The 19,675-nt window shown below is 69.2% G+C and carries 20 protein-coding genes and 1 riboswitch; of the genes, 8 read left to right on the top strand and 12 right to left on the bottom strand.

Annotated features, from left to right (window positions below; genetic code table 11):
- Window positions 1-1,230: WD40 repeat domain-containing protein (locus QOL99_RS06475; RefSeq protein ID WP_285522388.1), on the bottom strand; the 1,230-nt coding region annotated here is incomplete at its 3' end.
- A 387-nt stretch (window positions 1,231-1,617) separates the two neighbouring features.
- Between QOL99_RS06475 and QOL99_RS06470 the strand changes: the two genes are divergently transcribed.
- A complete protein-coding gene (locus QOL99_RS06470) occupies window positions 1,618-2,109 on the top strand; it encodes an antitoxin Xre-like helix-turn-helix domain-containing protein (protein WP_285522387.1) in 492 nt (163 codons plus the stop codon).
- Window positions 2,106-2,810, top strand: coding sequence for an RES family NAD+ phosphorylase (locus QOL99_RS06465; protein WP_285522385.1), 705 nt, complete (start codon window positions 2,106-2,108; stop codon window positions 2,808-2,810). The genes QOL99_RS06470 and QOL99_RS06465 overlap by 4 nt, the downstream gene beginning before the upstream one ends.
- A gap of 75 nt (window positions 2,811-2,885) precedes the next feature.
- Here QOL99_RS06465 and QOL99_RS06460 read toward each other — a convergent pair whose 3' ends face one another.
- Window positions 2,886-4,586: a WD40 repeat domain-containing protein gene (locus QOL99_RS06460; protein ID WP_285522384.1), complete on the bottom strand. Its 1,701-nt coding sequence runs from the start codon at window positions 4,584-4,586 to the stop codon at window positions 2,886-2,888.
- A 625-nt stretch (window positions 4,587-5,211) separates the two neighbouring features.
- On the opposite strand from QOL99_RS06460, the gene QOL99_RS06455 reads away from it, so the two are divergent.
- The 6 genes from QOL99_RS06455 to QOL99_RS17755 all read left to right on the top strand — a co-directional run bounded on the left by QOL99_RS06455 (window position 5,212) and on the right by QOL99_RS17755 (window position 9,024).
- Window positions 5,212-5,862: a hypothetical protein gene (locus QOL99_RS06455; protein WP_285522383.1), complete on the top strand. Its 651-nt coding sequence runs from the start codon at window positions 5,212-5,214 to the stop codon at window positions 5,860-5,862.
- A gap of 6 nt (window positions 5,863-5,868) precedes the next feature.
- The gene (locus QOL99_RS06450; protein WP_285522382.1) at window positions 5,869-6,087 is read left to right on the top strand and encodes a hypothetical protein; all 219 of its coding nucleotides are present in this window, start codon (window positions 5,869-5,871) and stop codon (window positions 6,085-6,087) included.
- Between the two features lie 52 nt (window positions 6,088-6,139).
- Entirely contained in the window at window positions 6,140-6,391 is a 252-nt protein-coding gene (locus tag QOL99_RS06445; protein WP_285522381.1) for a hypothetical protein, read from the top strand.
- A gap of 345 nt (window positions 6,392-6,736) precedes the next feature.
- On the top strand, window positions 6,737-7,423 hold the full coding sequence (locus tag QOL99_RS06440) for a hypothetical protein (RefSeq protein WP_285522379.1): 687 nt from the start codon (window positions 6,737-6,739) through the stop codon (window positions 7,421-7,423).
- A 550-nt stretch (window positions 7,424-7,973) separates the two neighbouring features.
- Entirely contained in the window at window positions 7,974-8,357 is a 384-nt protein-coding gene (locus tag QOL99_RS06435; protein WP_285522378.1) for a hypothetical protein, read from the top strand.
- Window positions 8,358-8,625: 268 nt separating this feature from the next.
- Window positions 8,626-9,024 carry an EAL domain-containing protein gene (locus QOL99_RS17755; protein WP_326522577.1) on the top strand — a complete coding sequence of 133 codons (399 nt, stop codon included), beginning with the start codon at window positions 8,626-8,628 and terminating at the stop codon, window positions 9,022-9,024.
- Between the two features lie 41 nt (window positions 9,025-9,065).
- Here the strand turns inward: QOL99_RS17755 and QOL99_RS06425 are convergent, their stop codons facing one another.
- The 10 genes from QOL99_RS06425 to QOL99_RS06380 all read right to left on the bottom strand — a co-directional run.
- Window positions 9,066-9,191 carry a hypothetical protein gene (locus QOL99_RS06425; protein ID WP_285522377.1) on the bottom strand — a complete coding sequence of 42 codons (126 nt, stop codon included), beginning with the start codon at window positions 9,189-9,191 and terminating at the stop codon, window positions 9,066-9,068.
- 199 nt (window positions 9,192-9,390) lie between these two features.
- Window positions 9,391-10,269, bottom strand: coding sequence for a trypsin-like serine protease (locus QOL99_RS06420; protein WP_285522376.1), 879 nt, complete (start codon window positions 10,267-10,269; stop codon window positions 9,391-9,393).
- A gap of 6 nt (window positions 10,270-10,275) precedes the next feature.
- A riboswitch (cyclic di-GMP riboswitch) is annotated at window positions 10,276-10,359 on the bottom strand.
- Window positions 10,360-10,882: 523 nt separating this feature from the next.
- Window positions 10,883-11,254 carry a type II toxin-antitoxin system PemK/MazF family toxin gene (locus tag QOL99_RS06415; protein WP_285522375.1) on the bottom strand — a complete coding sequence of 124 codons (372 nt, stop codon included), beginning with the start codon at window positions 11,252-11,254 and terminating at the stop codon, window positions 10,883-10,885.
- Window positions 11,251-11,637: a helix-turn-helix domain-containing protein gene (locus tag QOL99_RS06410; protein WP_285522374.1), complete on the bottom strand. Its 387-nt coding sequence runs from the start codon at window positions 11,635-11,637 to the stop codon at window positions 11,251-11,253. Before QOL99_RS06410 ends, QOL99_RS06415 begins: the two co-directional genes overlap by 4 nt.
- A 1,214-nt stretch (window positions 11,638-12,851) precedes the next feature.
- Window positions 12,852-14,087 (bottom strand): permease prefix domain 1-containing protein, encoded by a 1,236-nt coding sequence (locus tag QOL99_RS06405; RefSeq protein WP_285522371.1) that lies wholly within the window; start codon window positions 14,085-14,087, stop codon window positions 12,852-12,854.
- Window positions 14,084-14,404 (bottom strand): PadR family transcriptional regulator, encoded by a 321-nt coding sequence (locus QOL99_RS06400; RefSeq protein ID WP_285522370.1) that lies wholly within the window; start codon window positions 14,402-14,404, stop codon window positions 14,084-14,086. Before QOL99_RS06400 ends, QOL99_RS06405 begins: the two co-directional genes overlap by 4 nt.
- 433 nt (window positions 14,405-14,837) lie before the next feature.
- Window positions 14,838-16,391 carry a 2-isopropylmalate synthase gene (locus tag QOL99_RS06395; protein WP_285522369.1) on the bottom strand — a complete coding sequence of 518 codons (1,554 nt, stop codon included), beginning with the start codon at window positions 16,389-16,391 and terminating at the stop codon, window positions 14,838-14,840.
- A gap of 513 nt (window positions 16,392-16,904) precedes the next feature.
- Window positions 16,905-17,915 (bottom strand): ketol-acid reductoisomerase, encoded by a 1,011-nt coding sequence (gene ilvC, locus QOL99_RS06390; RefSeq protein WP_285522367.1) that lies wholly within the window; start codon window positions 17,913-17,915, stop codon window positions 16,905-16,907.
- Window positions 17,916-17,926: 11 nt separating this feature from the next.
- Window positions 17,927-18,568, bottom strand: a complete 642-nt coding sequence (gene ilvN, locus QOL99_RS06385) for an acetolactate synthase small subunit (protein ID WP_285522365.1) — start codon at window positions 18,566-18,568, stop codon at window positions 17,927-17,929.
- Window positions 18,565-19,675, bottom strand: a 1,111-nt coding sequence (locus QOL99_RS06380; protein WP_285522363.1) for a thiamine pyrophosphate-dependent enzyme, incomplete at its 5' end; no start/stop codon positions are given. The genes QOL99_RS06380 and ilvN, both read right to left, overlap by 4 nt.

Raw genomic sequence — 19,675 nt, 5'->3', positions numbered from 1 at the left:
CTCAAAACTGCCCCACAACCTGACCCTTTTCAAACACCCTCTCAGGGTTTGGCCCCGCGCATCGGTCAGGCGCACGGCGGCGTCCCCCAGGTTCAGAGCGAAGGTATGCCCGTCCGGACTGACGGCGGCGGTCTTCACCGTGCCGTAGGTCGCCTCGTCCAGACCACTCCGCAGAGTCCAGCGCTTGACGGTGCTGTCGGCGCTAGACGTCCAGAGCGCGTCTCCAGCGGGGGCGAGGGACCTTACCTCGTCCGCGTGTCCCACAAGCACCCGTTCCCGCCCCAGGTCCGGCAGGCCGAGCTGGACGACGCTCCTCCCGGAGGCGACCAGCACGCCCTTGCCACCCGGCCGCAGCGTCAGGGCCTGCACGCCGTCCGGCAGCAGGGCTTCCCCCAGCTTCCGGCCGGTCGCCAGGTCCCAGCGCTTCACCGTGCCGTCGTTCGCTCCGGAGATCAGGGTGCCGTCCGGGGCGAAGGTCATCCCTGTCACCCGCCCGCCGTGTGCGGTCTGGCCGTCAAGGGCCGCCTGAGTAGGCCGAGTCGAGGAAGACTGATCTGTGAGGATGCCGGTTCTCTGACCCGTCGCCGCGTTCCACACCACGATGCCCCCGCCGAAAGATCCGGAGGCCAGCACCCCACCCGCCGGGTGAACGGCCAGGGACAGGACGCGGCCGTAGAAGCTCTCCTCGCGGGACGGGGCCTCCGCCGCCGAGGCAATGCGGAAAGCGTCCCAGAGGCCCTTCCCCGTCCGCGCATCACTGCGGATGAGGTGCCGGTTCCCGACCGTGTCGAGGTGGGAGAAGTAGACCGCTGTTCCGTCGGGGCTGAAGACGACCGCGGGGCTGCTGGGGACCGCGTCGCTGGAACTGTGGCTCCAGCGGACCCGGCCCGTCGTCACGTCATAGGCCTGAACGTCCGAGCCGACGTTGACGAGGGTCTGTCCGTCGGGACTGAAGGCCAGCGCCCCGTCGTACGTGTTCGTGGTGGCGATCCGGCGAAGTTCCTGGCCGGTCCGGGCATCACTCAGGACCAGGGTGGCCCGGCCTCCCCGCACCCGGTCGAGCCGCAGCACCGCCACCGTCCGCCCGTCCGGGCTCAGGGCCAGCGGTCCCGTTCCCAGGTTGGGCGTCTGCACGGTGGTCCGCAAGTGAGGGGTCAGGGCCGTGGTCTGGGCAAGAGTCGCCGTGGGTACAGCCAGCAGGAGGGACGCCAGCAGCAGGGATCGGGCCATGCCACAGGCTAGGGGACGAAGCTGACCTCAGCCATACCAGGCCGGAAACGCTCTGCTGCACGTTCACCCGGCCCCAGCCTGAGCCATCCGGCGTGTTGCGCCGCACGGTTCCATCCCTCACCCTGGAGGGACCAGCCTCCGAGGCCGCCGAGAGCGTGGCCCACGCAGGGAGGCCGCCCTCCGGAACGCCGGGTGCCGCGCGGGGCCACTGGACCGGGCAGGGTGCGGCCCCGTAGACGCTTGCCTGCCCCCCGCACCACACAAGCTCCTGATGGATGGGACATGTCCTGGAGGTGCGCACCCTCCACAGGTTCAACGGGACATGTGCCGGACTCCAGGCGTATACTCTTCGGACACGAGTCCGGCTGGATTCGAAAGGAGATCGCTATGTCCCGGGCCACTCGCGCCATCAGAGAGCCGCTGCTCAACCAGCAGGCTCCGGACACCACCAACCCGGCGGTCATTCAGCGCCTGTCCAGGGGGCTGCCCGCTGGCATTCGCATGCTGGAACACATGGGCCTGAACCGGGAACAGCAGGCCTGGCTGCTCGGCCTCAGCGCACGGAGCCTGCAGCGCGCAGGCGCGGGGAACGGGCCAGAATTGACCCAGGACCAGCTCACCCGGCTGAGCCTGGTCGTCGGCATCTACAAGGCGCTGCACATCCTGTACGACGACGCTGCGGCCGATGGCTGGCTCAGGCGGGCCAATCGTCGGCATCCCTTTGTCGGGCAGACTCCTCTGGACTACATGAGCCGGGGCGGGATCCCCGCGATGTACGAGGTGCGCCGCCTGCTGGATGCCGACCGCAGCGGGATGTTCTCGGTCACGCCCGAGGCCCGGAAGGCCGCCTCGAACTTCGGGACGGTGGTGGACCTTTGAGGGAGCCTCCACCGCTGAGGGCACACCAGGCCCGGACCTCCCGGCTGATTCCCTCCCGGTATGAGGCCCAGACGCCCCGCCCGTCGGTGCTCGGCGCCATTACCCAGGACCCGGATGAATTCGACATCCTGCTCGACCTGGACAACCTCACCAACGGCCGGGTCACCAGCGGTCAGGGCGTTACCTACCAGCCGTACGAGCAGATGGTTTTGGCGGCTTTCGAGCACGCGGGCAACAACCGCTTCAACGTGCCGGTACCGGGACACGGCGCGTGGTACGCCGCCGACAGGCTGGTGACCTGCGTCCACGAGGTGGCCCATCACTTCAAGGCGAGGGCCATCGACGAGGGGCTGACGGACACACTCCACGTGACGGAGTACACGGTGTATGAGTGCGATGCCCAGGACACCTTCTACGACGCGATGCAGGATCCGGACTACCGCCAGCATCTGGCCATCGACCCCGATTCCTACGCCTACTCGCAGCCCCTGGGAGAGGAGGTGCGGGCCCAGAACCGGGCGGGCATCGTCTACGAGAGTGTGCGCGCCCCGGAACCCGGACAGACCTGCGTGGTGTTCCTCCAGCCCTGGGCGGTGCGCCACGTGGGCCGCACCAGTCAGGTCTACCTGCTGTGGGATCCGGCGCGGCAGGCCGCTGTGGCCACCCGTGTGCCGCCATCCCCAGCAGTGTTGCGGACATGACGGGGCCTGAGGCCGCCGGGCACGCTCCTTTTCACTGTCGTCAGGGCCAGAGACAGACCCACCTGGCCCCGTTTCTCACTGGAGCCGCCACCAGTCCAGCGCATTGCCATCGCGCACCAGCAGCCCTGTTCCTTCGGGCGTGAAGGCGGCAGTGGGCCAGGGGGTCGGGTAACCGCAGCCGGTCAGGCGGGTCAGGCCCGTGGTCAGTGCGGGGGGGAGCTTCACTTCCCGCCGCGCTTCTAGGTCAGCCAGACGCAGGCCGTAAAAGGCCGCGCCGCACCCGTCCCCGGACGCCTCATACAGCAGCACATGACGGCGGTCCCGGGCGTAGTCCAGCAGCCTCAGCCCCCGGTACACGTCGCGCAGGTCGCCCACCCGCAGGGCCAGGCCGGGATCTGCTCGACCCGTGCGGGGGTCGAGGCGGTAGAGGTACAGGTCAGACCGGTACGCCACACCCTTGATCGGACGGGCCACCCCCCGCACCACCGCCCGGCCATCGGGACTCGGCAGGAGATACGGGCGAGAAGTGCTGCGCCACGCCTCCTGCCACACGACCCGGCCCCTCTGGTCGGTGACGCCCAGCCGCGACTGGGAGCCCCCACCCGGCCGCTGCCGGACTTCCGTCCGCAGTTGCATCGTCCCCACCGGGCGGGCGTTGACCTCCTGGCTCAGCAGCCGTCCGGTCACCGCGTCCCAGGTGCGGCCCTGCCCGTCGTCGCCCCCACTCTCCAGCCGCGCGAACAGCGTCCTCGGCCCGGAGAAGCCCAACTCCGTCCGGTAGACGTTCTCCGGCAGCGCGAAGGTGTGCAGAGTCCGCCCGGCGCGGTCGAGGACCGCCACACTTTCGGAGCGGGCGGCGGCGATGAATTGCCCGTCTGGACTCACCGCCAGCCCGGTCACGCCCTCCAGTCCCGGCCCGCCCAGGCGCCGACCCTGGCTCCCCGGACGCACCACCCGCAGTTCGCCCTGCCCGTCGCCGGTGTCCAGTGCCAGCAAGGCGCTGCCGCCGGGCCAGGGCACCGACGCCGTGACCGCCGTGCCCAGGGGGCGCACGAACGCGCCGTCCGAGACGCGGCGGACCTCGGGCACGCTGCCGTCCCGAACGGTCAGGAACAGCGTGCCATCGGGCGAGGGCACGGCGTCGCGCAGTTCACCTCTCCCCACGATCCAGCGAGGCCCCTGACCGCTCAGGCTCCACAAGCTGACCTGATGCCCGCTGGCGCTGTACGTGACGGAGGTGGTCCGGGGCGTCGCGGTCAGCAGCCGCCCCGCGTCCACCCAGCGCACCTGGGGCTCACCGTCGCGCCTGACCCCGAAGCTGCCCAGCACCTGCCGCGACAGAACCTTACCATCCCGGGTGGCTATATCGAGGTACAGGACCGCATCCCGTTCATAGGCGCGCTTCTCCACCGTGCGCAGCGCCGCCACCCGCGTGCCGTCGGGCGAGGGTTCCACGTCCAGCACCTGTCCGGCGGGCAGGGTGATGTCACTCACCGGCCCCTCCCGGCCCGACAGGCGCAGGGTCGCCCGCCCCTTCTGAGGGGGAAGGACCGTCACGCCGTACCCTGCGGCGCAGCCGACCAGGTGATTTTGCGAGGAGGCGCAGATGTCGCCCAGCACGGCCCGCCCGTCCGCTCGCAGGGTGTAGGCGGTCTGGTAGGGTGTCCCCTTCTTGTAGCCCCGGACCCGGATGAACGGCCCGGTCAGCGCGCCGCCATCCGCGCGGTAGCCGTCCAGAAGCAACCTCGGCCCGTAGTCCGCCTTCGCGCCCGGCAAGCTGGTCGGAAGTGTCAACACCTGGCGCGACAGGGGCCTTCCGGTCTGTGCGTTCCAGCGGTAGAGGAGCCGCGTNCGTCCAGAAGCAACCTCGGCCCGTAGTCCGCCTTCGCGCCCGGCAAGCTGGTCGGAAGTGTCAACACCTGGCGCGACAGGGGCCTTCCGGTCTGTGCGTTCCAGCGGTAGAGGAGCCGCGTCCCGTCCAGGGTGTAGGCGGTGCCGTCCGGTCCCCAGGCCAGCCCCCCCGCGAAGCCCGCCGGGGAATTCAGCGTGTCGAAGGTGCCCGCCGCGTGGCCGTCGATGCGGGCCGCCCCGCCGGGAGAGAGTTGCAGAGCAGGGGCCGCGCCGGTCAGCACGGCGCAGGTCAGGGCAGCGGCCAGCCGCCAGCGGCGGGGCACCGAATGGGGCTTCGTCATGGGACTCCAGCCTAGGGGCGGCAGGCTGACGGGCCGTGAGAGGGGGGCGGGGCATGAGCGCGGGTGTCCGGGCCCCTGCCGGGCGTCCGGCCTCCGTTCTGGCGGGGCGGTACAGGTCCCCACGAACGCGAGGTCACGGTCAGCTCCCAACGGATCTTTGCCACTCCCCCGTACAGCCTGGCGTCAGACACTGGACGTAGCCTGAGGTCATGCTCGCTTCCCTGTGGACCCTGGCTCTGGCAGCCAGCCCGCTCGCGGCGTCCCCACCGCCCTCGGTGTGTCCCAGCATCTTCATCTCCCCAGTTTCCGTCACCGTCCAGAACGAGCGCGGCCTGGTTCTGGGCACAGCCGCTGCTGGTATCGGGGACTCCCGCTCTCGCGCAGACACCCTCAAGGTCTCCTTCCAGAAGGGCGCGGACGGGCGCTACACCGTCACGGCGTCCAAGCGCTGGTACCAGCCCACCACCGTGCGGGGCGTGCGCGTGCAAGAGGGAAGCTGCGGCCCGGTGAACCCGCCCCACCTCACCCTGACCTTGAGGCCCCGGCCCGACGCCCCGCTGATCCGCGACTTCCAGATTCGCTCCACCCGGGGCGACGTGAGTGGCTCCTGGCCCGCCTGGACGGCCTACCGGGTCTTCCTGGATGCCCCGGCGAGTGTCCGCCGCGACGCGACCTGGCACTCCAGCCGCCCGGAAGTCGCCACCATTGACCGGCTCGGGGTCCTGCGGACGAAGTGCCTCAAGACCCTCCAGACGACCGTCATCACCGCGACCCTGAAAGCGGACCCGACCCAGAAGGCTACCGCCCGGTACCGCACTGGCTCGGCCCGGATCGACTGCCGCAAGGCCAGGGGACAATAAGGCGTGGTGAAGTGGGCCCGCCTGCTGGCCATCCTGGCGACCCTGGGTGCCGTGGGCCTGTTCGGGCTGGCGCTGGCGGTGGCCGTCTTCACTTCGATGGATGAGATCTCGGGTGTGCATCTGCCCCAGCTCTACTGGGCGGCGGCGGCACTGGCGCTGACCGGGGGCCTGGTGGGCTGGGGCGCCTTCCGGCTGTGGGACCGCAGCGACCGGGAGGAACCGTGACGCCAAGGGGACGCCATGACTGGGGGCGGGCATGAAGGACCGGATGCGGTGGATGCGGCGCGTCGTTCTGGCCCTGGCGCTGATCGCCTTCGGGGCCTGGCTCACGTCGCCCAAAAGCCAGCAGATCCAGACGATCTGCACGCACACGCCCTTCTGCCTGGACCCCCTGGTCTACCTCCGGAACGCCGAGCGGCAACCCTGGCAAAGAGAGTTCTCGACCTCCCTCAACCTCCGCCCCGGCGAGACCCGGGAGGTCACCCTGCTCTTCGACCTGAATGGGGCGTTCCTGCCGACAGACCCGTGAATGTGGTGCAGGTCAACCGCCGCTGGCTGAACCGTTCCATCGGAGAGCTGTTCGCCCGCCCCCAGGGATTGGGCAAGGAGACCGTCTTCTACCAGGACCAGGACCTGAGGGTCCACGCCCGCCGCCCCTTCTTCCAGGGTGGTCAGCTCACGCTGAAGGTCACGGCGACCAGGGACGCCCGGCCGAGCCTCTTGGTGCTCGATCTGACCGTGCAGAAGCAGGGCACGCGCTGGGGAGCACCGGGCAGGCCACCATCCGCCTGTGGCTCCATCCACCCCGGTAAAGGGCCTCTTGCCCTGAGCAGGTCTCCCGCTCCCGGTCAGCTTCACCCCGTAGCCTGTCGCCATGCCCTGGAAGAAGTCTTTCCTGCTTACCTTGCTTGCCGCCACCCTGACGAGCACGGCCACGGCGGCTCACGTCGCGGTGCGCTTCGGTTCGCTGCACTGGATTGACGCGCAGGGCGGCCTGCCCCGTCTCGAGGCGGGCCGAGTGCTGGTCCCGCTGAAGCCCGCCTGCAACCTGCTGGGCCTCACCTGCCGGGTTCAGGGGCGCAACGCGCGGGTCGGGAGCCGCCTGATTCCTTTGAAAGACGGCTTCGTCCCGCTGCGAGCGCTGGTGGCCGAAAACGGGGGCTATACCCTCACCTACGACGACGTCGCTCACGTGGCCGTCGTGGGCACCCTTCCGGGCGTGGACATGCTGGCCACTCCCTGGATGCAGGCGAACAACGACTGGGGCGTCCACCTGCGTTCGCCCTACCTGGGGCCGCTTTCCGTGCGCGAGACCCGGGAAGCCGGGCGCATTCGCTACACGCTGTCCACGCACGGCAGCCGGCTGAGCGAGATGACCCTCCTGAGCGGCTTCCCGCCAGGCTGGGGAGCGAATGTTCAGTCGCTGGACGTGACGGGTGCTCAGCGGCCCAGCCTGCCGGACCATCCCAACCGCGACCCCGGGTGCAGAGGCCAGACCCAGTGCGCGGGAACGGTAGGCCGTGAGGCGCTGTGGGTGCTGGCCGCGGTGGAGCGGAAGTAGCTCCGTGAATGCCCTCCTACCTTCGGCCGATGCACCCGTCAGCCCTGCACCTTAGGGTGCGGCATGTCCCGCAGCCTGCTGCTCGCCGCCCTGCTGACCACGGCCTCCACCCCTGTCCTCGCGCAGGCCACCCCGCCTCCTACCGAACCCGCGCAGCAACTCGCCGAGCGCCTGTTCCGCAGCATGTACGGCCCCAACACCGACGTGCAGGTCACCTACGGAGCTGTCCCCGGTGCGCTGCCGATTCAGCTCGACCCTCGCCTGGGCGTGATCGCCAGCCTGCGCACGAGTAGCAACAATGGGCAATACGTCCAGCACCGCATCCTGACCAGCACCTCCCTGAAGCCCGAAGAGGCCCTGGCGGCCCTCACCCGCAGCCTGGAAGCCAGCGGCTGGAAGGCCCGGCCAAATTACGCGCCCCTTTTCGGCTTCGCCTCGGCGCAGACGGTGCGCAACGACAGCTTCTACCGGGAGGGGACCCCCCAATTTCTCCCTGAATGCTGGCATCTCCCAGCGGGCGGGCGTCACCGAGCTGGACATTCAGGTGGGCGTGGTCCCTGCGCAGGTCATCGCGTCGTTCAAGAAAGCGCCCACCTCTATTCCCCGGTCCAGCCTGCCGTTACTGAAGGTTTTCCCCGGCGCGACCATCAAGGGGACCTACCCGGCCACGTCGCCCAGCGGGGCGATGAGCAGCGCCCACGTCCAGACCGCCCGGTCCGCAAACGAGGTCCTGGGCTTCTACTCGGCTCAGCTCAAGGCGGCCGGGTGGAGGGCACGGACGGACACGACCGACGGACCATTGCGGGTGGTGACGTACAGCCTCAAGGATCTCAATGGTCGTGAGGCGCTGGGGACGCTGGGCATCAGGCCCTGGGAGGGAGCGGGCGGCGGGTACGTCCTGACGGTCACCGTGCAGGGCTTCAAGCCGTGGTGAAGCGGCGCTGGCCTGACCTGATCGTGACGCTCCGGAGCGTGCTGGGGCTGTTCGCCGCTGTAGCATTGCTGGGCTTCACGTTCCTGGATACGGCCGTGGCCGGGGACCTGGGTCTGGCGATGGACAGTGACAACCCGCACCCCCGCGTCGACCGGGTGCGCTACACGCTCACGGGTTTTAAATACCTGCATGGAGGTCTGGTGCTCACCGGGCCGCACCGCTCATTGCCCCTCACGCTGAGCTGGCTGGCTTTGACCGCTCTGCTGATGTGGGTGTTCTGGCGGCGGTGGAAGCTGCCCTCTGCCCGGCGTGCCCTGCGGGTCAGTGTGGTGTCTCTGGCGCTGGTGGTCGGGGTTGGTGGTCCTACTTTGCTTGTAGCGACCGAGAGACACAACTTTATATTGCAACCCACCCTGGACTTGCAGCGGCCCGTCAGCATGACCTCCGCCTCGGCGCTGACGCTGCACCTGTGGCGCTGCGGGCGCTGGGTGAAGGACCAGGGCTGTGCCCAGCACTGGACACCGTGGCCGAAGGCGTGGAGTCTCCGGCGGAAGCCGAACTCCTCAAGCAGATGGGATGCCATCTGGCCCAGGGGTACCTGTTCGCCCGGCCATGGCCCGCCACAGACCCCTTCTGGCAGCAAGAGGCTGGCTCACCTGCATCCTGATGCGCGACAGGTCCAAGGCGCTTTGCTTGCCAGGCGGTCGTCTAACGGTCAGGACAGGTCAAGGCGTCCTTGATGCGGGTGGAGATCATCTTGGCTTTCTTCCCCGCCACCGTCTTCCCCGCCACCATGGCCAGGATGTGCACGGTCAGCGAATCCACCTCGGGCATGTCCGCCGCGGGGAAGCGTCCCCGGCTTTCCACTTCGGACCGTCCACCCTGAGCCGTCGTCTCCTGCAGTTGCCAGACGGGGACCCCCTTGGGTCCACAGTGGGACCGAAATGGTGACAGGGCAACGGCTGAATCCAGGAGGCGTCTAGCCCCTGAGGAACCGACGCCTCTTCCAAGATATATGTCGTGGTCAGCGGTCTTAGGGAAGGTACGGAGTGATGAAGTCCTGAGCCAGCGCCGTGTCCAGGCGGAACGAGTAGTCGTTGCCCTTGCAGTTGGCGGTGACCCCGAACGAGGTGATGGCCGCGATGATATTGGTGTCGTTGAGGAAGGTCGGACCGCCCGAGTCGCCGAAGCAGGTCCCGCCGCCGCCATTGCCGTTCCCCGGGTTGTTGGTGAACTTCACGCTCTGGGTGCCGGTGATGCTGCTCCCCACCCCGATAAAGCGTTGCTGGCCCTTGTACCGGGCGTACTCGTCCGGAATCGGTTTGTTGCTGGTCGCGGGCTTCCAGGCCTGGGCCCCGTAGCCCACCGATTCGAACAGCTGCGCCTTGAGCCGGGCCTGGGAGGTTGTACCAAAGTACCCCAGGGGAGACAGCTCGCCGTAGGTCTCCATCGCCACCGCTTCACTGAGAATCACCAGGCCGATGTCGTAGGTGTCCGGAAACGCCGCGTAGTCGTCGTAGTTGGGATGCGGGACTACATCGGTCGCCAGGATCCACTCCTCCTCAAGCCATTCGCTGGTGGTGCCGTACTGGGACCGCGTCGCCAGTGGGTCCTCCGCGAAACTCACGTAGGTGACGTCATTCTCGTTGCCCCCCTCTTCGACGCAGTGCCCGGCGGTGAGCATCACGGTCGGCGAGAGCAGCGTCCCGGTGCAGCTGTAGTACCCCACCCCGTTCTGAACGAACAGCAGGGTGCCGACATAGGGGTGCTCCCCGGCGTCACGCTGGCCCCAGGTGATCTGGGCTTGCAACACGGGCGCCGGGGGGGCGTCGGCCTGGGGCCCGGAGGCGCAGGCCGTGAGAAGCAGCGGAGCCGTCAGAAGGGCACTCAGGACAGAACGGGCTGCGTTCATAGGTTCCTCCTGCCGGGGAGGGCTCACCATTCGCTCGAAATGCCCCAGGTGACCGCCTACAGGGCATCTGTCATCGCGTCCCGACTGAACAAGACCCCTTTACCGGGCTGAAGGGAAGGAGATCTCCCGTAAATGTGGTGTCTTCTTGTACGCCTCTCATCTCTTGGGTACGTGGGGAAGGCGACCTTCATCCTTCATGGAGGCCTCATGCCTCCACAGCGCGGCCGGGAAAGAGTGATCGAAAGAGCCCAGGGAGCAAGCTATCTGACGTCCCAACTGATGGGCTGCTCGCTTACCGTGCCGCCTCATTGAAGAGGCCTGTCGGGGGCTTCTCAGGAGCCGACAACTTCGCTTTCAGCCGCTCCTGGTGCTGAGAACGGTGCCATGAGCAGGGTCAGGAGATCGGGAAGCTCATCCAGACCCCACCGCAGGGCCTGGCGGAACCACCCAGCGCCAGATCGGATCGGGCCCACGGCCGTAAGGGCATGGGCCAGGATCAGCAGGCCGAAGAGCCGTTCGAGACGCTGCGGGTCTACCAGTACCGAGCAAGGGATTGGAACACTTCAAAAAAGATCTTTCCCGATTGCTGTGTCCCTTGATTGCTCCAGCAGTGTCACACGCTGAAGATCAGCCGCACCGCTGCATGAACCGGGGCGTAGTCCTCCGGCGTCAGGGTGCCCAGGTAGCGGGACACCCGTGAAGCATCGAGGGCGCGGGTCTGGTCGACCAAGGCCACCGAGTCCACCCGCAGGCCACCGGCTCCAGCCCTGAGCACGGGGTAGAGGTCGGGGGCGGCCGTCACCCACACCTGCTCCCGGAAGGTCGTGACCGGGGCCAGCATCAACACCGGGAAGCGGGGCCGTCCGGCGTTCGTGGGTAGCCCGACCAGGACGGCGGGCCGGGGACCTTCCTGCTCATGTCCGCTGGGGTCGTGCTCGGGGAAGTCGGCCACGAACACCGCGCCCAGGGTCAGGGTCCCCGTCACTCGCCACCGATCACGAGTTCACCGTCAGGCCCCACCCGTACCGGCTCGCCCAGGGTGTAGGGGTCTGCACCGCCCCAGTCATAGGCTCCGAACTCGCCCAGACGCGAGGCGTCGCCGTCCAGCCAGGCCCGCGCTTCGTGGTCCGGTCCTGGCACCGTGACGGCCGTCAGCAGGTCAGCGGGACTGACCGGCTCGCCGGTGAGTTCCTCCAACGTGCTCATGACGGCCCCCAGGGTTCCGAGGTCAACGCGACTCGCCTCACCCCTGGCGAGGGCGTACACCGTGCGCTCACTGACCCGTCCACGCGCGGCCTGGGCGAGCCGGTAGGCGCTCAGGCCATGCGCGGCCAGGTAATGCCGGAGGGTGAACTGGACGGTTCGCATACTGGCAACATCTTACCAGTAATAGGGTCAGATGTTCTCTGGCGTAAAGACAGCCACGTCGCAATCAGTAGCCTTCCCCCGCTGCCCGCCGCAGTACATTTCGCACCTGCGTGGGTCGCCCGAGCTTGCCGGTCACGGTCCGGTGGCCTTCCGTACTCAACCGGTCCGCGATCTGCTGCAAGGTCAGCCCCTGCGCCCGCAGGACCTGTACATAGCCGCTGACGAGCCGGTAGCTCTCTATAGCAGTGGTGGCGCCGGTCCCTATCCTGGCGTGACGTCCTGCCGGTCGTGAAATCCAGCGGTGGGCGCCCGGACTGGCCGAGCACTCGGCGTCCGTGTCACGTCCCTGTCGCGTGGGTCAGCCGTCGTCAGGAACGAGCGGCGCAGCCACCCGCTCCAGGCGGCCCGTGCCCCCGTGCTGAAGCGCAGCCTGGACGCTCTCGCAAGTCTTCCCCGTAGGTGGCGCGCCGGGTGTGGCCGGGGCAAGGTCGGCTGCCCGTGGTTGTCAGGTCCCGCCTCATGTCCGGATCGGGGTCCACTCTCCGGCACGCTTGCCCCGGCGGCGGACGGCCCAGGGTTTCGGCCCTTGCGTCCTGACTTAAACCAGCGGTAGGCCTGTCCGTCTCTCAGCGAGACGCGCGTTGGCCGAGTGCCAGGGCCAGGGAGTACCCCCATAGCGTCGATATATACGATCAAGGTCTCCCCCAATCCCCTCCTCCACAACCGGCACCCGTGGATCATGCCCGGGCTGCGAAAACAGGTGCGCGCCGCATTCGCCTCGCGGGCCAGGGCCAGGGCTGGAGCGGGAATGGAGGGTGGACGCCTGTGCTGGTAAAGCTGGGTTGTATATATTTACAACCTCATCGTCAGTCGCTGGGTGTGGACCGACTGATTCCCCGAGTCGGCGAATCACTCCTGGCGCCCTGCCTGGCCCTCTGGCCAGTTCGGTAGCTTCGGTGCCTGCTGGCCGGCCCACCGGGAGTCGGCCCTGCCGTGATGGCCGAGAACCCTAAACCAGTGCGGCATCGCTCCCCGTCTTCGGTTGCCCGCACGCGCTGCACGGCGGTGTGCAGGCCACCCAGTCGGACTGAAGACAAGCGGCTCGACATCACCGGCGGTGTCCTGGGACATGACCGGGAGTCCGCCGGACGGCGCGGCGCATGAGGCTCCGTCAGCGCCACCGCGTCTGGCCTTCACGTGGGAGGGGGCCTTCTTCAGGGCACCTCCACCCGGTGCCTCAACGGGCCCCCTGCCTCCCAGCGCAGCCCCGAACCCAGGTGCAGCAGCGCCACCGCCGCCTTCCCGGAGCCGCTCTGCGCCAACGCCCGCACGTTCGAGGTGTAGCGCACCCGCGGCTGCGCCGTGCGGAAGACGATGTGGCCATCCTGACCCACCGTCACCACATCGAAGCCCAGTCCCTGGGTGTCCCTTCCAGGCTGGGTCATCGGCCGCACCACCACGTACAGGTCCCCCGGCTGGCCCCGGACCCGCACCCGCTGCCCGTAGCCCTGGACGCGGCCCGTCTGGACTCCCAGACCCGGGAGCAGCCCTCCTCCCACAAAGGTCGTCGCTCCGTAGCCATGCACCAGCAGTCCGGTCACGGTCCGCTCCACCAGGTCCCCGGCGGCGATGCCCCGTCCCGGCTGGCCGACTGCGAGCCGCGGCCGCCCGACCTGAACCACGGGGCCGTCCAGCGGGCGCTCGATGGTCAGGGGGCGGGTGGTGCTCGACCGCAGGGCCTCCAGCAGCCCCTGGCCATCCAGGAAGGTCTGCCCGTCCCGGGTGAACACCTGCTCACTGTCCCGCGGCGCGAGGGACGCCCCCTCCAGGTCACGGTGGAATCTCCGTGTGAACGCGTCGAAGCGCGCATCCGTGATCGGCACCTCGAAGCGCCCGGTCACGCCCCCGCTGTCCGACCAGGCGACCCGCAGGAAATTCTCCTTCAGGGTGGCCGGTTCCCCCTCACTCTGCGCCTCCGGGTTGGGGAAGGACCGGGTGACGGTCGTGAGGGTGGCCCCCTGTTTCCCAAGCCGCGCCCGGAGGCTGTCCAGGCTGACCCAGAAGGTGCGGCTCTGGGAGCAGGACCGCTCTCCTGGCGGGGGTCCCTCTGCCCCGCAGCGGGCGATCAGGCCCTGGGTGGTGACCGTGACCGGCTGGGCCAGAGACGGCAGGACCGTCAGCAGGCCCAGGGCGAGTGCCGCGCTGCTCATGCCCCCGAACAGACCCACCCGGGGCCAGAGGTGGATGCGGCGCAGGCCGCTGGCCAGAGGCGCCGGGTCGCCGAACTCACGCAGGGCGAGATGCAGGGCCTCGTCGGAGCCCACCCCGGTGATCTGGTGCTCAGCGGCGCGTTCCAGCACGCTGCCCTGGAGTTCCTCGCGGATTCTTAGCCGCTCCGTCTTGGGCAACCCACGGGTCGCGCGGTCGAGATAACGGTCGAGGTCGTTCATCCCTTCCCCCAGCGTTCGGTGAGGCCCCGGTGCCAGCGCCCATAGGCGTCGCGCTTGGCGTCGAGGGCTGCTTGCCCCTCCTCGGTCAGGCGGTAGTAGCGCAGCGGGTGCCCCCCACGGGCGCTGGGGCGCGAGTCGCTGACGAGCCAGCCCTTCTTCTCCATGCGGTGCAGCGCCGGGTAGAGGGTGCCCGCGTTGAGGTCGAGGTCGCCGCCCGTCAGGGTGCGCAACTCCTTGGCCAGCTCCAGGCCGTAGCACTCCCCGCCTTCCAGCAGGGTCAGCAGGGACAGCTCCAGGTCACCGTCGTGGGTGGGCATGCTTCATTATAGATATTCGATATCGGGAGTCAATGTTGAATGTGGAGAGGAGCTGCCCGGGAGACCCAGGCACCAGGGACGCTCCCCGCCCGGAAGAGGCCGCTGGCGTCCACACGGCGTGACCAGACCTCCGGACGCCCGCCGCGATCCGGTGGAGCTGGAGTTCTGGCCCCTGAACACGGCCACCGGGCAGGCGGGGCCGGTGCTGCGCCTGAAGCCGACGACCACAGATCCCAACTCGGGCTGGGTGGGGCCTCGCGGCCCTGAGCGCCGACGGCCGCCTGGTCCTGCTGCACGAAGGTGGGGCTGGGCTACCTGCGGCTGGGGCACACCGGGGGGAGGTGGCGCGGGTGGAAGGCAGCCGGACGGCCCCCTCCCTGGCGCTCGCGCTGGGCCTCGGCTGAACCCGGCTCAGTGGGGCGGAGGCCAGCCCCTACACCGACGCCTGAGACACCTGGCGGCTCTTGCCCAGTCCGGCCACGACCTGATTCACGATCCGCAGCCAGGCGCGGGCGCTGGCCTCCACCACGTCGGTGGCGACCCCGGTGCCGTGCAGGCTGATCTCGCCGTAGCGGGCGCCGATGCTGACCTCACCCACCGCGTCGCCGCCCCCCGTGACGGCCTGGATGCGGTAGCTCTCCAGCACCGGGCTGATGCCGGTGACGCGCCCGATGGCCTGGAACGCCGCCTCCACCGGGCCGTCGCCGTGCGCGGTGGCCTCGGCGGAGCCGTCGGGGGTCTTCAGGCGCACAAAGGCCACCGGGGTCATGTTCATGCCGGAGGTGATCTGGAAGCCCTCCAGCGCGAAGGTCTGCGGCACGTCGCTGCGGCTGTCCACCAGCGCGCGCAGGTCGTCGGCGGAGACCTGCCCCTTGCGGTCGGCGAGATCCTTGAAGCGGGCGAACAGCGGCCCCACCCGGTCCTCCTCCAGCGCGTACCCCAGGTCGGTCAGCGCCTTGCGGAAGGCGGCGCGGCCCGAGTGCTTGCCCATGATCAGCACGGCGGCCTCGCGGCCCACCTGCTCGGCCTGCATGATCTCGTAGGTCTCGCGGGCCTTCAGGACGCCGTCCTGATGGATGCCCGACTCGTGGGCAAAGGCGTTGTCGCCCACGATGGCCTTGTTGGGCTGCACCGGCATCCCGCTGAGGCGGCTCACCAGCCGGGAGGCGCGGTACAGCTCGCGGGTGCGGATGCCGGTGGCGTAGCCGTACACGTCCCCCCGGGTGTGAAAGGCCATCACGATCTCCTCCAGGCTGGCGTTTCCGGCCCGCTCGCCGATGCCGTTCACCGTGCATTCGATCTGCCGGGCGCCCCCCTCGGCGGCGGCGATGGAGTTGGCGACCGCCATCCCCAGGTCGTCGTGGCAGTGGGCGGAGAGGATCACGTGCTCCGGCAGCTCGGCCTTCAGGTAGGCGAACAGGGCGCGCATCTCGGCGGGCGTGGTGTAGCCCACCGTGTCGGGCACGTTGATGGTGGTCGCCCCGGCCTCCAACACCGCGCGGAAGATGCGGACCAGGAAGTCGCGCTCCGAGCGGGTGGCGTCCTCGGCGCTGAATTCCACGTCGTCCACGAAGGAGCGGGCCAGCCGCACGGCCTCCACCGCGCGCTCGACCACCGCGTCCGGCTCCAGGTTCAGCTTGCGGGCCATGTGAATCGGGCTGGTGGCGATGAAGGTGTGAATCCGGGGCCTGCCTGCGGCCTCGACCGCCCTGGCCGCCGCCTCGATGTCGGCGCGGCCCGCGCGGGCCAGCCCGGCGATGACCGGCCCGCGCACCTCACGGGCGATGCGCGACACGCCTTCGAGGTCGCCGGGGCTGGCGATGGGAAAGCCCGCCTCGATCACGTCCACCCCCAGCCGGGCGAGCTGGTGGGCGATCTCCAGCTTCTGCCCGTGGTTCAGCGCTACGCCGGGCGACTGCTCGCCGTCGCGCAGGGTGGTGTCGAAGATGCGGATGCGGTCGGGCTGGGAGGTGTGGGGCTGGGTCATGGAATTCTCCTGTGCGCGCGTAGAGGGGCAAAAGAAGAAGCCCCCGGAGAGGCTTTCCTCCGGGGGCCGGGCGGGCGCTGCTTTTCGCCGCTCACTCCACCGGAGGAACGCGAAGAAGAAGCAGGCCGCTGAACATGGACATAGGTCACTGTACGGGCCGGGCCGGGAGCGGAGCGCGAGTTGTCTGCACGGGGTCACGCGGCGGGCCAGTGGGGGGCAGTCGCGGAGCGTTCCGGCTCGCTCTGCGCCTCCAGCCGGTGGTGGGTGCGGATCTCCTCCCCGGTGACTTCCTCTCCCCCACGCTTCCATTCAGGCGCGGGCGGGAGGCGCAGCGAAACAGGCCTGCGGGACGGAGTTTTTCCAGAATGTGCGAGGTCTTCCTGGCCTGAGTGTGCGCCCTCCGCCAGGGCCGCACCGCCCCCAGGCACGGAAACCCTCCGCGAGCGTGGGCGGGACAGCGTGGCCTGAAAAAGGCCGCCCTCCCGGCGGATGGGCGGCCCGAAAGGGAGCGGCTTAGACCTCCAGTTCCTTCTTCTCGATAAAGGGCATCCTGGCGCGCAGTTCGGCGCCCACGGTTTCGAGCAGGTGGCCGCGCATCTTCCCACGCTGCTCCTGCATGTACGGGAATCCGGCCTCGGCGTCCGCGATGAAGCGCTCGGCGAAGCGCCCCCCCTGGATGTCGGTCAGCACGTCTTTCATGGTGGCCTTGGTCTCCGGCGTGATGATGCGCGGCCCGGTCACGTAGTCCCCGAACTCGGCGGTGTTGGAGATCGAGTGGCGCATCCCTGAAAAGCCCTTCTCGTAGATCAGGTCCACGATCAGCTTGACCTCGTGCAGCGTCTCGAAATAGGCGATCTCGGGCTGGTATCCGGCCTCCACCAGCGTCTCGAAGCCCGCCTGGATCAGGTGGGTCACGCCGCCGCAGAGCACGGACTGCTCGCCGAAGAGATCGGTCTCGGTCTCCTCCTTGAAGGTCGTTTCGAGCACGCCCGCACGGGTGCAGCCGATGCCGCGGGCGTAGGCCAGGGCCAGGGCACGGGCGCCGCCGCTGGCATCCTGCGCGACCGCGAAGATGCCCGGCATCCCGCCACCGTCAGCGTAGATGCGCCGCAACATGTGCCCCGGCCCCTTGGGCGCGACCAGAAACACGTCCACGCCCTCGGGCGGCGTGATGCGCCCGAAATGGACGTTGAAGCCGTGCCCGAACGCGAGGGCCTTGCCGGGTGTCAGGTGGGGCGCGATGCTCTGTTCGTACAGGCCCGGCTGCGCCTCGTCGGGGATCAGCAGCATGATCACGTCGGCCTCGCGGGTGGCGTCCTCCACGGTCGTCACGCGCAGGCCTGCCCGCTCGGCCTTGGCGCGGCTGGCGGACCCCTCGCGCAGGCCGACGACCACATTCAGGCCGCTGTCGCGCAGGTTCTGGGCGTGGGCGTGGGCCTGCGAGCCGTAGCCGATAATCGCGATCAGCCGCTCCTCGAGGGGCGAGAGGTCCACGTCGCGGTCGTAGTACAGGGTCGCTGCCATGAGGGATTCTCCTACACAGTGTGAGCGGGGTTGGATTGCGGACTAGAGGAGGCCGGGGACACAGGGCCAGGCGAGCCTGACTCCTCCGCCAGCGCGGGGGTGAGCGCCCGGCTCTCGCCGCCGTGGTAGACGTGGCCCGGAATATCGGCGTTGGAGCCGCGCGTGAGGGCCACCCGGCCCGTCCGCATGGTTTCCAGAATGCCGAAGGGGCGCATCTGCTCGGTAAAGGCGGTGACCTTGCCCTCGTCGCCCGTCACCTCGAAGGTCAGGGCGCGGCGGCCCACGTCCACGATGCGGGCGCGGAAGTCCTCGGCGATCTGGCGGACCTCCACGCGGCTCTCGGGAGTGATAGCGACCTTCACGAGCACGAGCTCGCGGTCCACGAACTTCTCCAGGCTGTGATCGACGACGTGCAGCACATCGTGCAGTTTCCCGAGCTGTTTCATCGCCTGCTCGACGATGTTCCGGTCGCCGGTCACCACGAACGTCATGCGGCTGACTCCCGGCTGCTCGGTGCTGCCGACCGACAGGCTGCGGATGTTGTAGGCGCGGCGGCCGAAGAGGGACGTGATGCGGGTCAGCACGCGCGGCTCGTCGCGGACCAGCGCACTCACCAGGTGGTCCTGCGGCGCGGCCAGGTGGTCGGCGGTCATGCGGAGCCTCCGGAGACGGGCAGGGGTTCGGTCTCGATCATCTCGCTCAGGGCCGCCCCGGCGGGCACCATCGGGAAGACGCCGTGCTCGTTCGGCACCACGACCTCCAGCAGGGCGCTGCCGTCATGCGCGAGCCAGGCGTCGATGGCGCCCTCCAGGTCGGCCGGGTTGTCGGCCCGCCAGCCGGAAATCCCGTAGGCGTCCGCCAGCTTCAGAAAATCGGGGTTGGAATCGCCCAGGTAGACCTCCGAGTAGCGGCGCTCGTGGAAGAGTTCCTGCCACTGGCGGACCATGCCGAGGTACGAGTTGTTGACGACGCAGATCTTGACGTTGCGAATCCCGTACTTGGTCAGGGTGGCGAGTTCCTGGGCGGTCATCTGGAAGCCGCCGTCCCCGGCGATCACCATGCTGGTCACGCCGGGTTCGGCCAGCGCCGCGCCGATGGCCGCCGGGAAGCCGAAGCCCATCGTGCCCAGGCCGCCCGAGGTCAGCCAGCGCCGGGGCTTCTCGAAGCGGGCAAGTTGCGCCGCGAGCATCTGGTGCTGGCCCACGTCGGTGCTGAGGATGTCGTCCGGTTTCAGGCGCGAGACGACCTGCCGCACCGCCTGCGCCGCGCCCCAGTGGGTGGGATGCTCGCCGCGCGTGCGCCACTCGGCCAGCGCAGCGGTCCAGTTGGGATGGCTCAGGGGCTGTGCCCGTTCGGTGAGCAGGCGGGCGGCCTGGGCGGCGTCGGCGCGCACCGGCACGTGCGCCCGCACGATCTTGCTGATCTCGGCGGCGTCGAGGTCGATATGGATGATGCTGGCGTGCGGCGCGAAGTCGCGCACCCGCCCGGTCACCCGGTCGTCGAAGCGCAGACCGATGCCGATCAGCACGTCCGCCTCCGAGATCGCGCGGTTGGCCGCGACCGAGCCGTGCATCCCCGGCATGCCCAGCCAGAGGGGATCGGAGGCGGGAAAGGCCCCCAGACCCATCAGGGTGGTGATCGTGGGGAGGCGCCACGCCCGCGCGAAGGCGGTGACCTCGGCGGCGGCTCCCTGGGCACCGCCGCCCACCATCAGGACGGGCTTGCGTGCCCCCCGCAGCAGCGCGGCGGCGGCTTCCAGC

This window comes from Deinococcus rhizophilus (genome assembly GCF_030271215.1).
Classification (GTDB): Bacteria; Deinococcota; Deinococci; order Deinococcales; family Deinococcaceae; genus Deinococcus; species Deinococcus rhizophilus.
The sequence above is the reverse complement of the archived record's forward strand: the minus strand, read 5'-3'. Positions and strand labels throughout refer to the sequence as shown.

What these genes read in the sequence shown, in the direction of transcription:
- QOL99_RS06470 (WP_285522387.1), top strand. Translation starts at nt 1,618, where the DNA reads ATGTCCCGGGCCACTCGCGCCATCAGAGAGCCGCTGCTCAACCAGCAG.
- QOL99_RS06455 (WP_285522383.1), top strand. Translation starts at nt 5,212, where the DNA reads ATGCTCGCTTCCCTGTGGACCCTGGCTCTGGCAGCCAGCCCGCTCGCG.
- QOL99_RS06445 (WP_285522381.1), top strand. Translation starts at nt 6,140, where the DNA reads ATGCGGCGCGTCGTTCTGGCCCTGGCGCTGATCGCCTTCGGGGCCTGG.
- QOL99_RS06440 (WP_285522379.1), top strand. Translation starts at nt 6,737, where the DNA reads ATGCCCTGGAAGAAGTCTTTCCTGCTTACCTTGCTTGCCGCCACCCTG.
- QOL99_RS06425 (WP_285522377.1), bottom strand. Translation starts at nt 9,191, where the DNA reads ATGCCCGAGGTGGATTCGCTGACCGTGCACATCCTGGCCATGGTGGCG.
- QOL99_RS06420 (WP_285522376.1), bottom strand. Translation starts at nt 10,269, where the DNA reads ATGAACGCAGCCCGTTCTGTCCTGAGTGCCCTTCTGACGGCTCCGCTG.
- QOL99_RS06410 (WP_285522374.1), bottom strand. Translation starts at nt 11,637, where the DNA reads ATGCGAACCGTCCAGTTCACCCTCCGGCATTACCTGGCCGCGCATGGC.
- QOL99_RS06405 (WP_285522371.1), bottom strand. Translation starts at nt 14,087, where the DNA reads ATGAACGACCTCGACCGTTATCTCGACCGCGCGACCCGTGGGTTGCCC.
- QOL99_RS06400 (WP_285522370.1), bottom strand. Translation starts at nt 14,404, where the DNA reads ATGCCCACCCACGACGGTGACCTGGAGCTGTCCCTGCTGACCCTGCTG.
- QOL99_RS06395 (WP_285522369.1), bottom strand. Translation starts at nt 16,391, where the DNA reads ATGACCCAGCCCCACACCTCCCAGCCCGACCGCATCCGCATCTTCGAC.
- ilvC (WP_285522367.1), bottom strand. Translation starts at nt 17,915, where the DNA reads ATGGCAGCGACCCTGTACTACGACCGCGACGTGGACCTCTCGCCCCTC.
- ilvN (WP_285522365.1), bottom strand. Translation starts at nt 18,568, where the DNA reads ATGACCGCCGACCACCTGGCCGCGCCGCAGGACCACCTGGTGAGTGCG.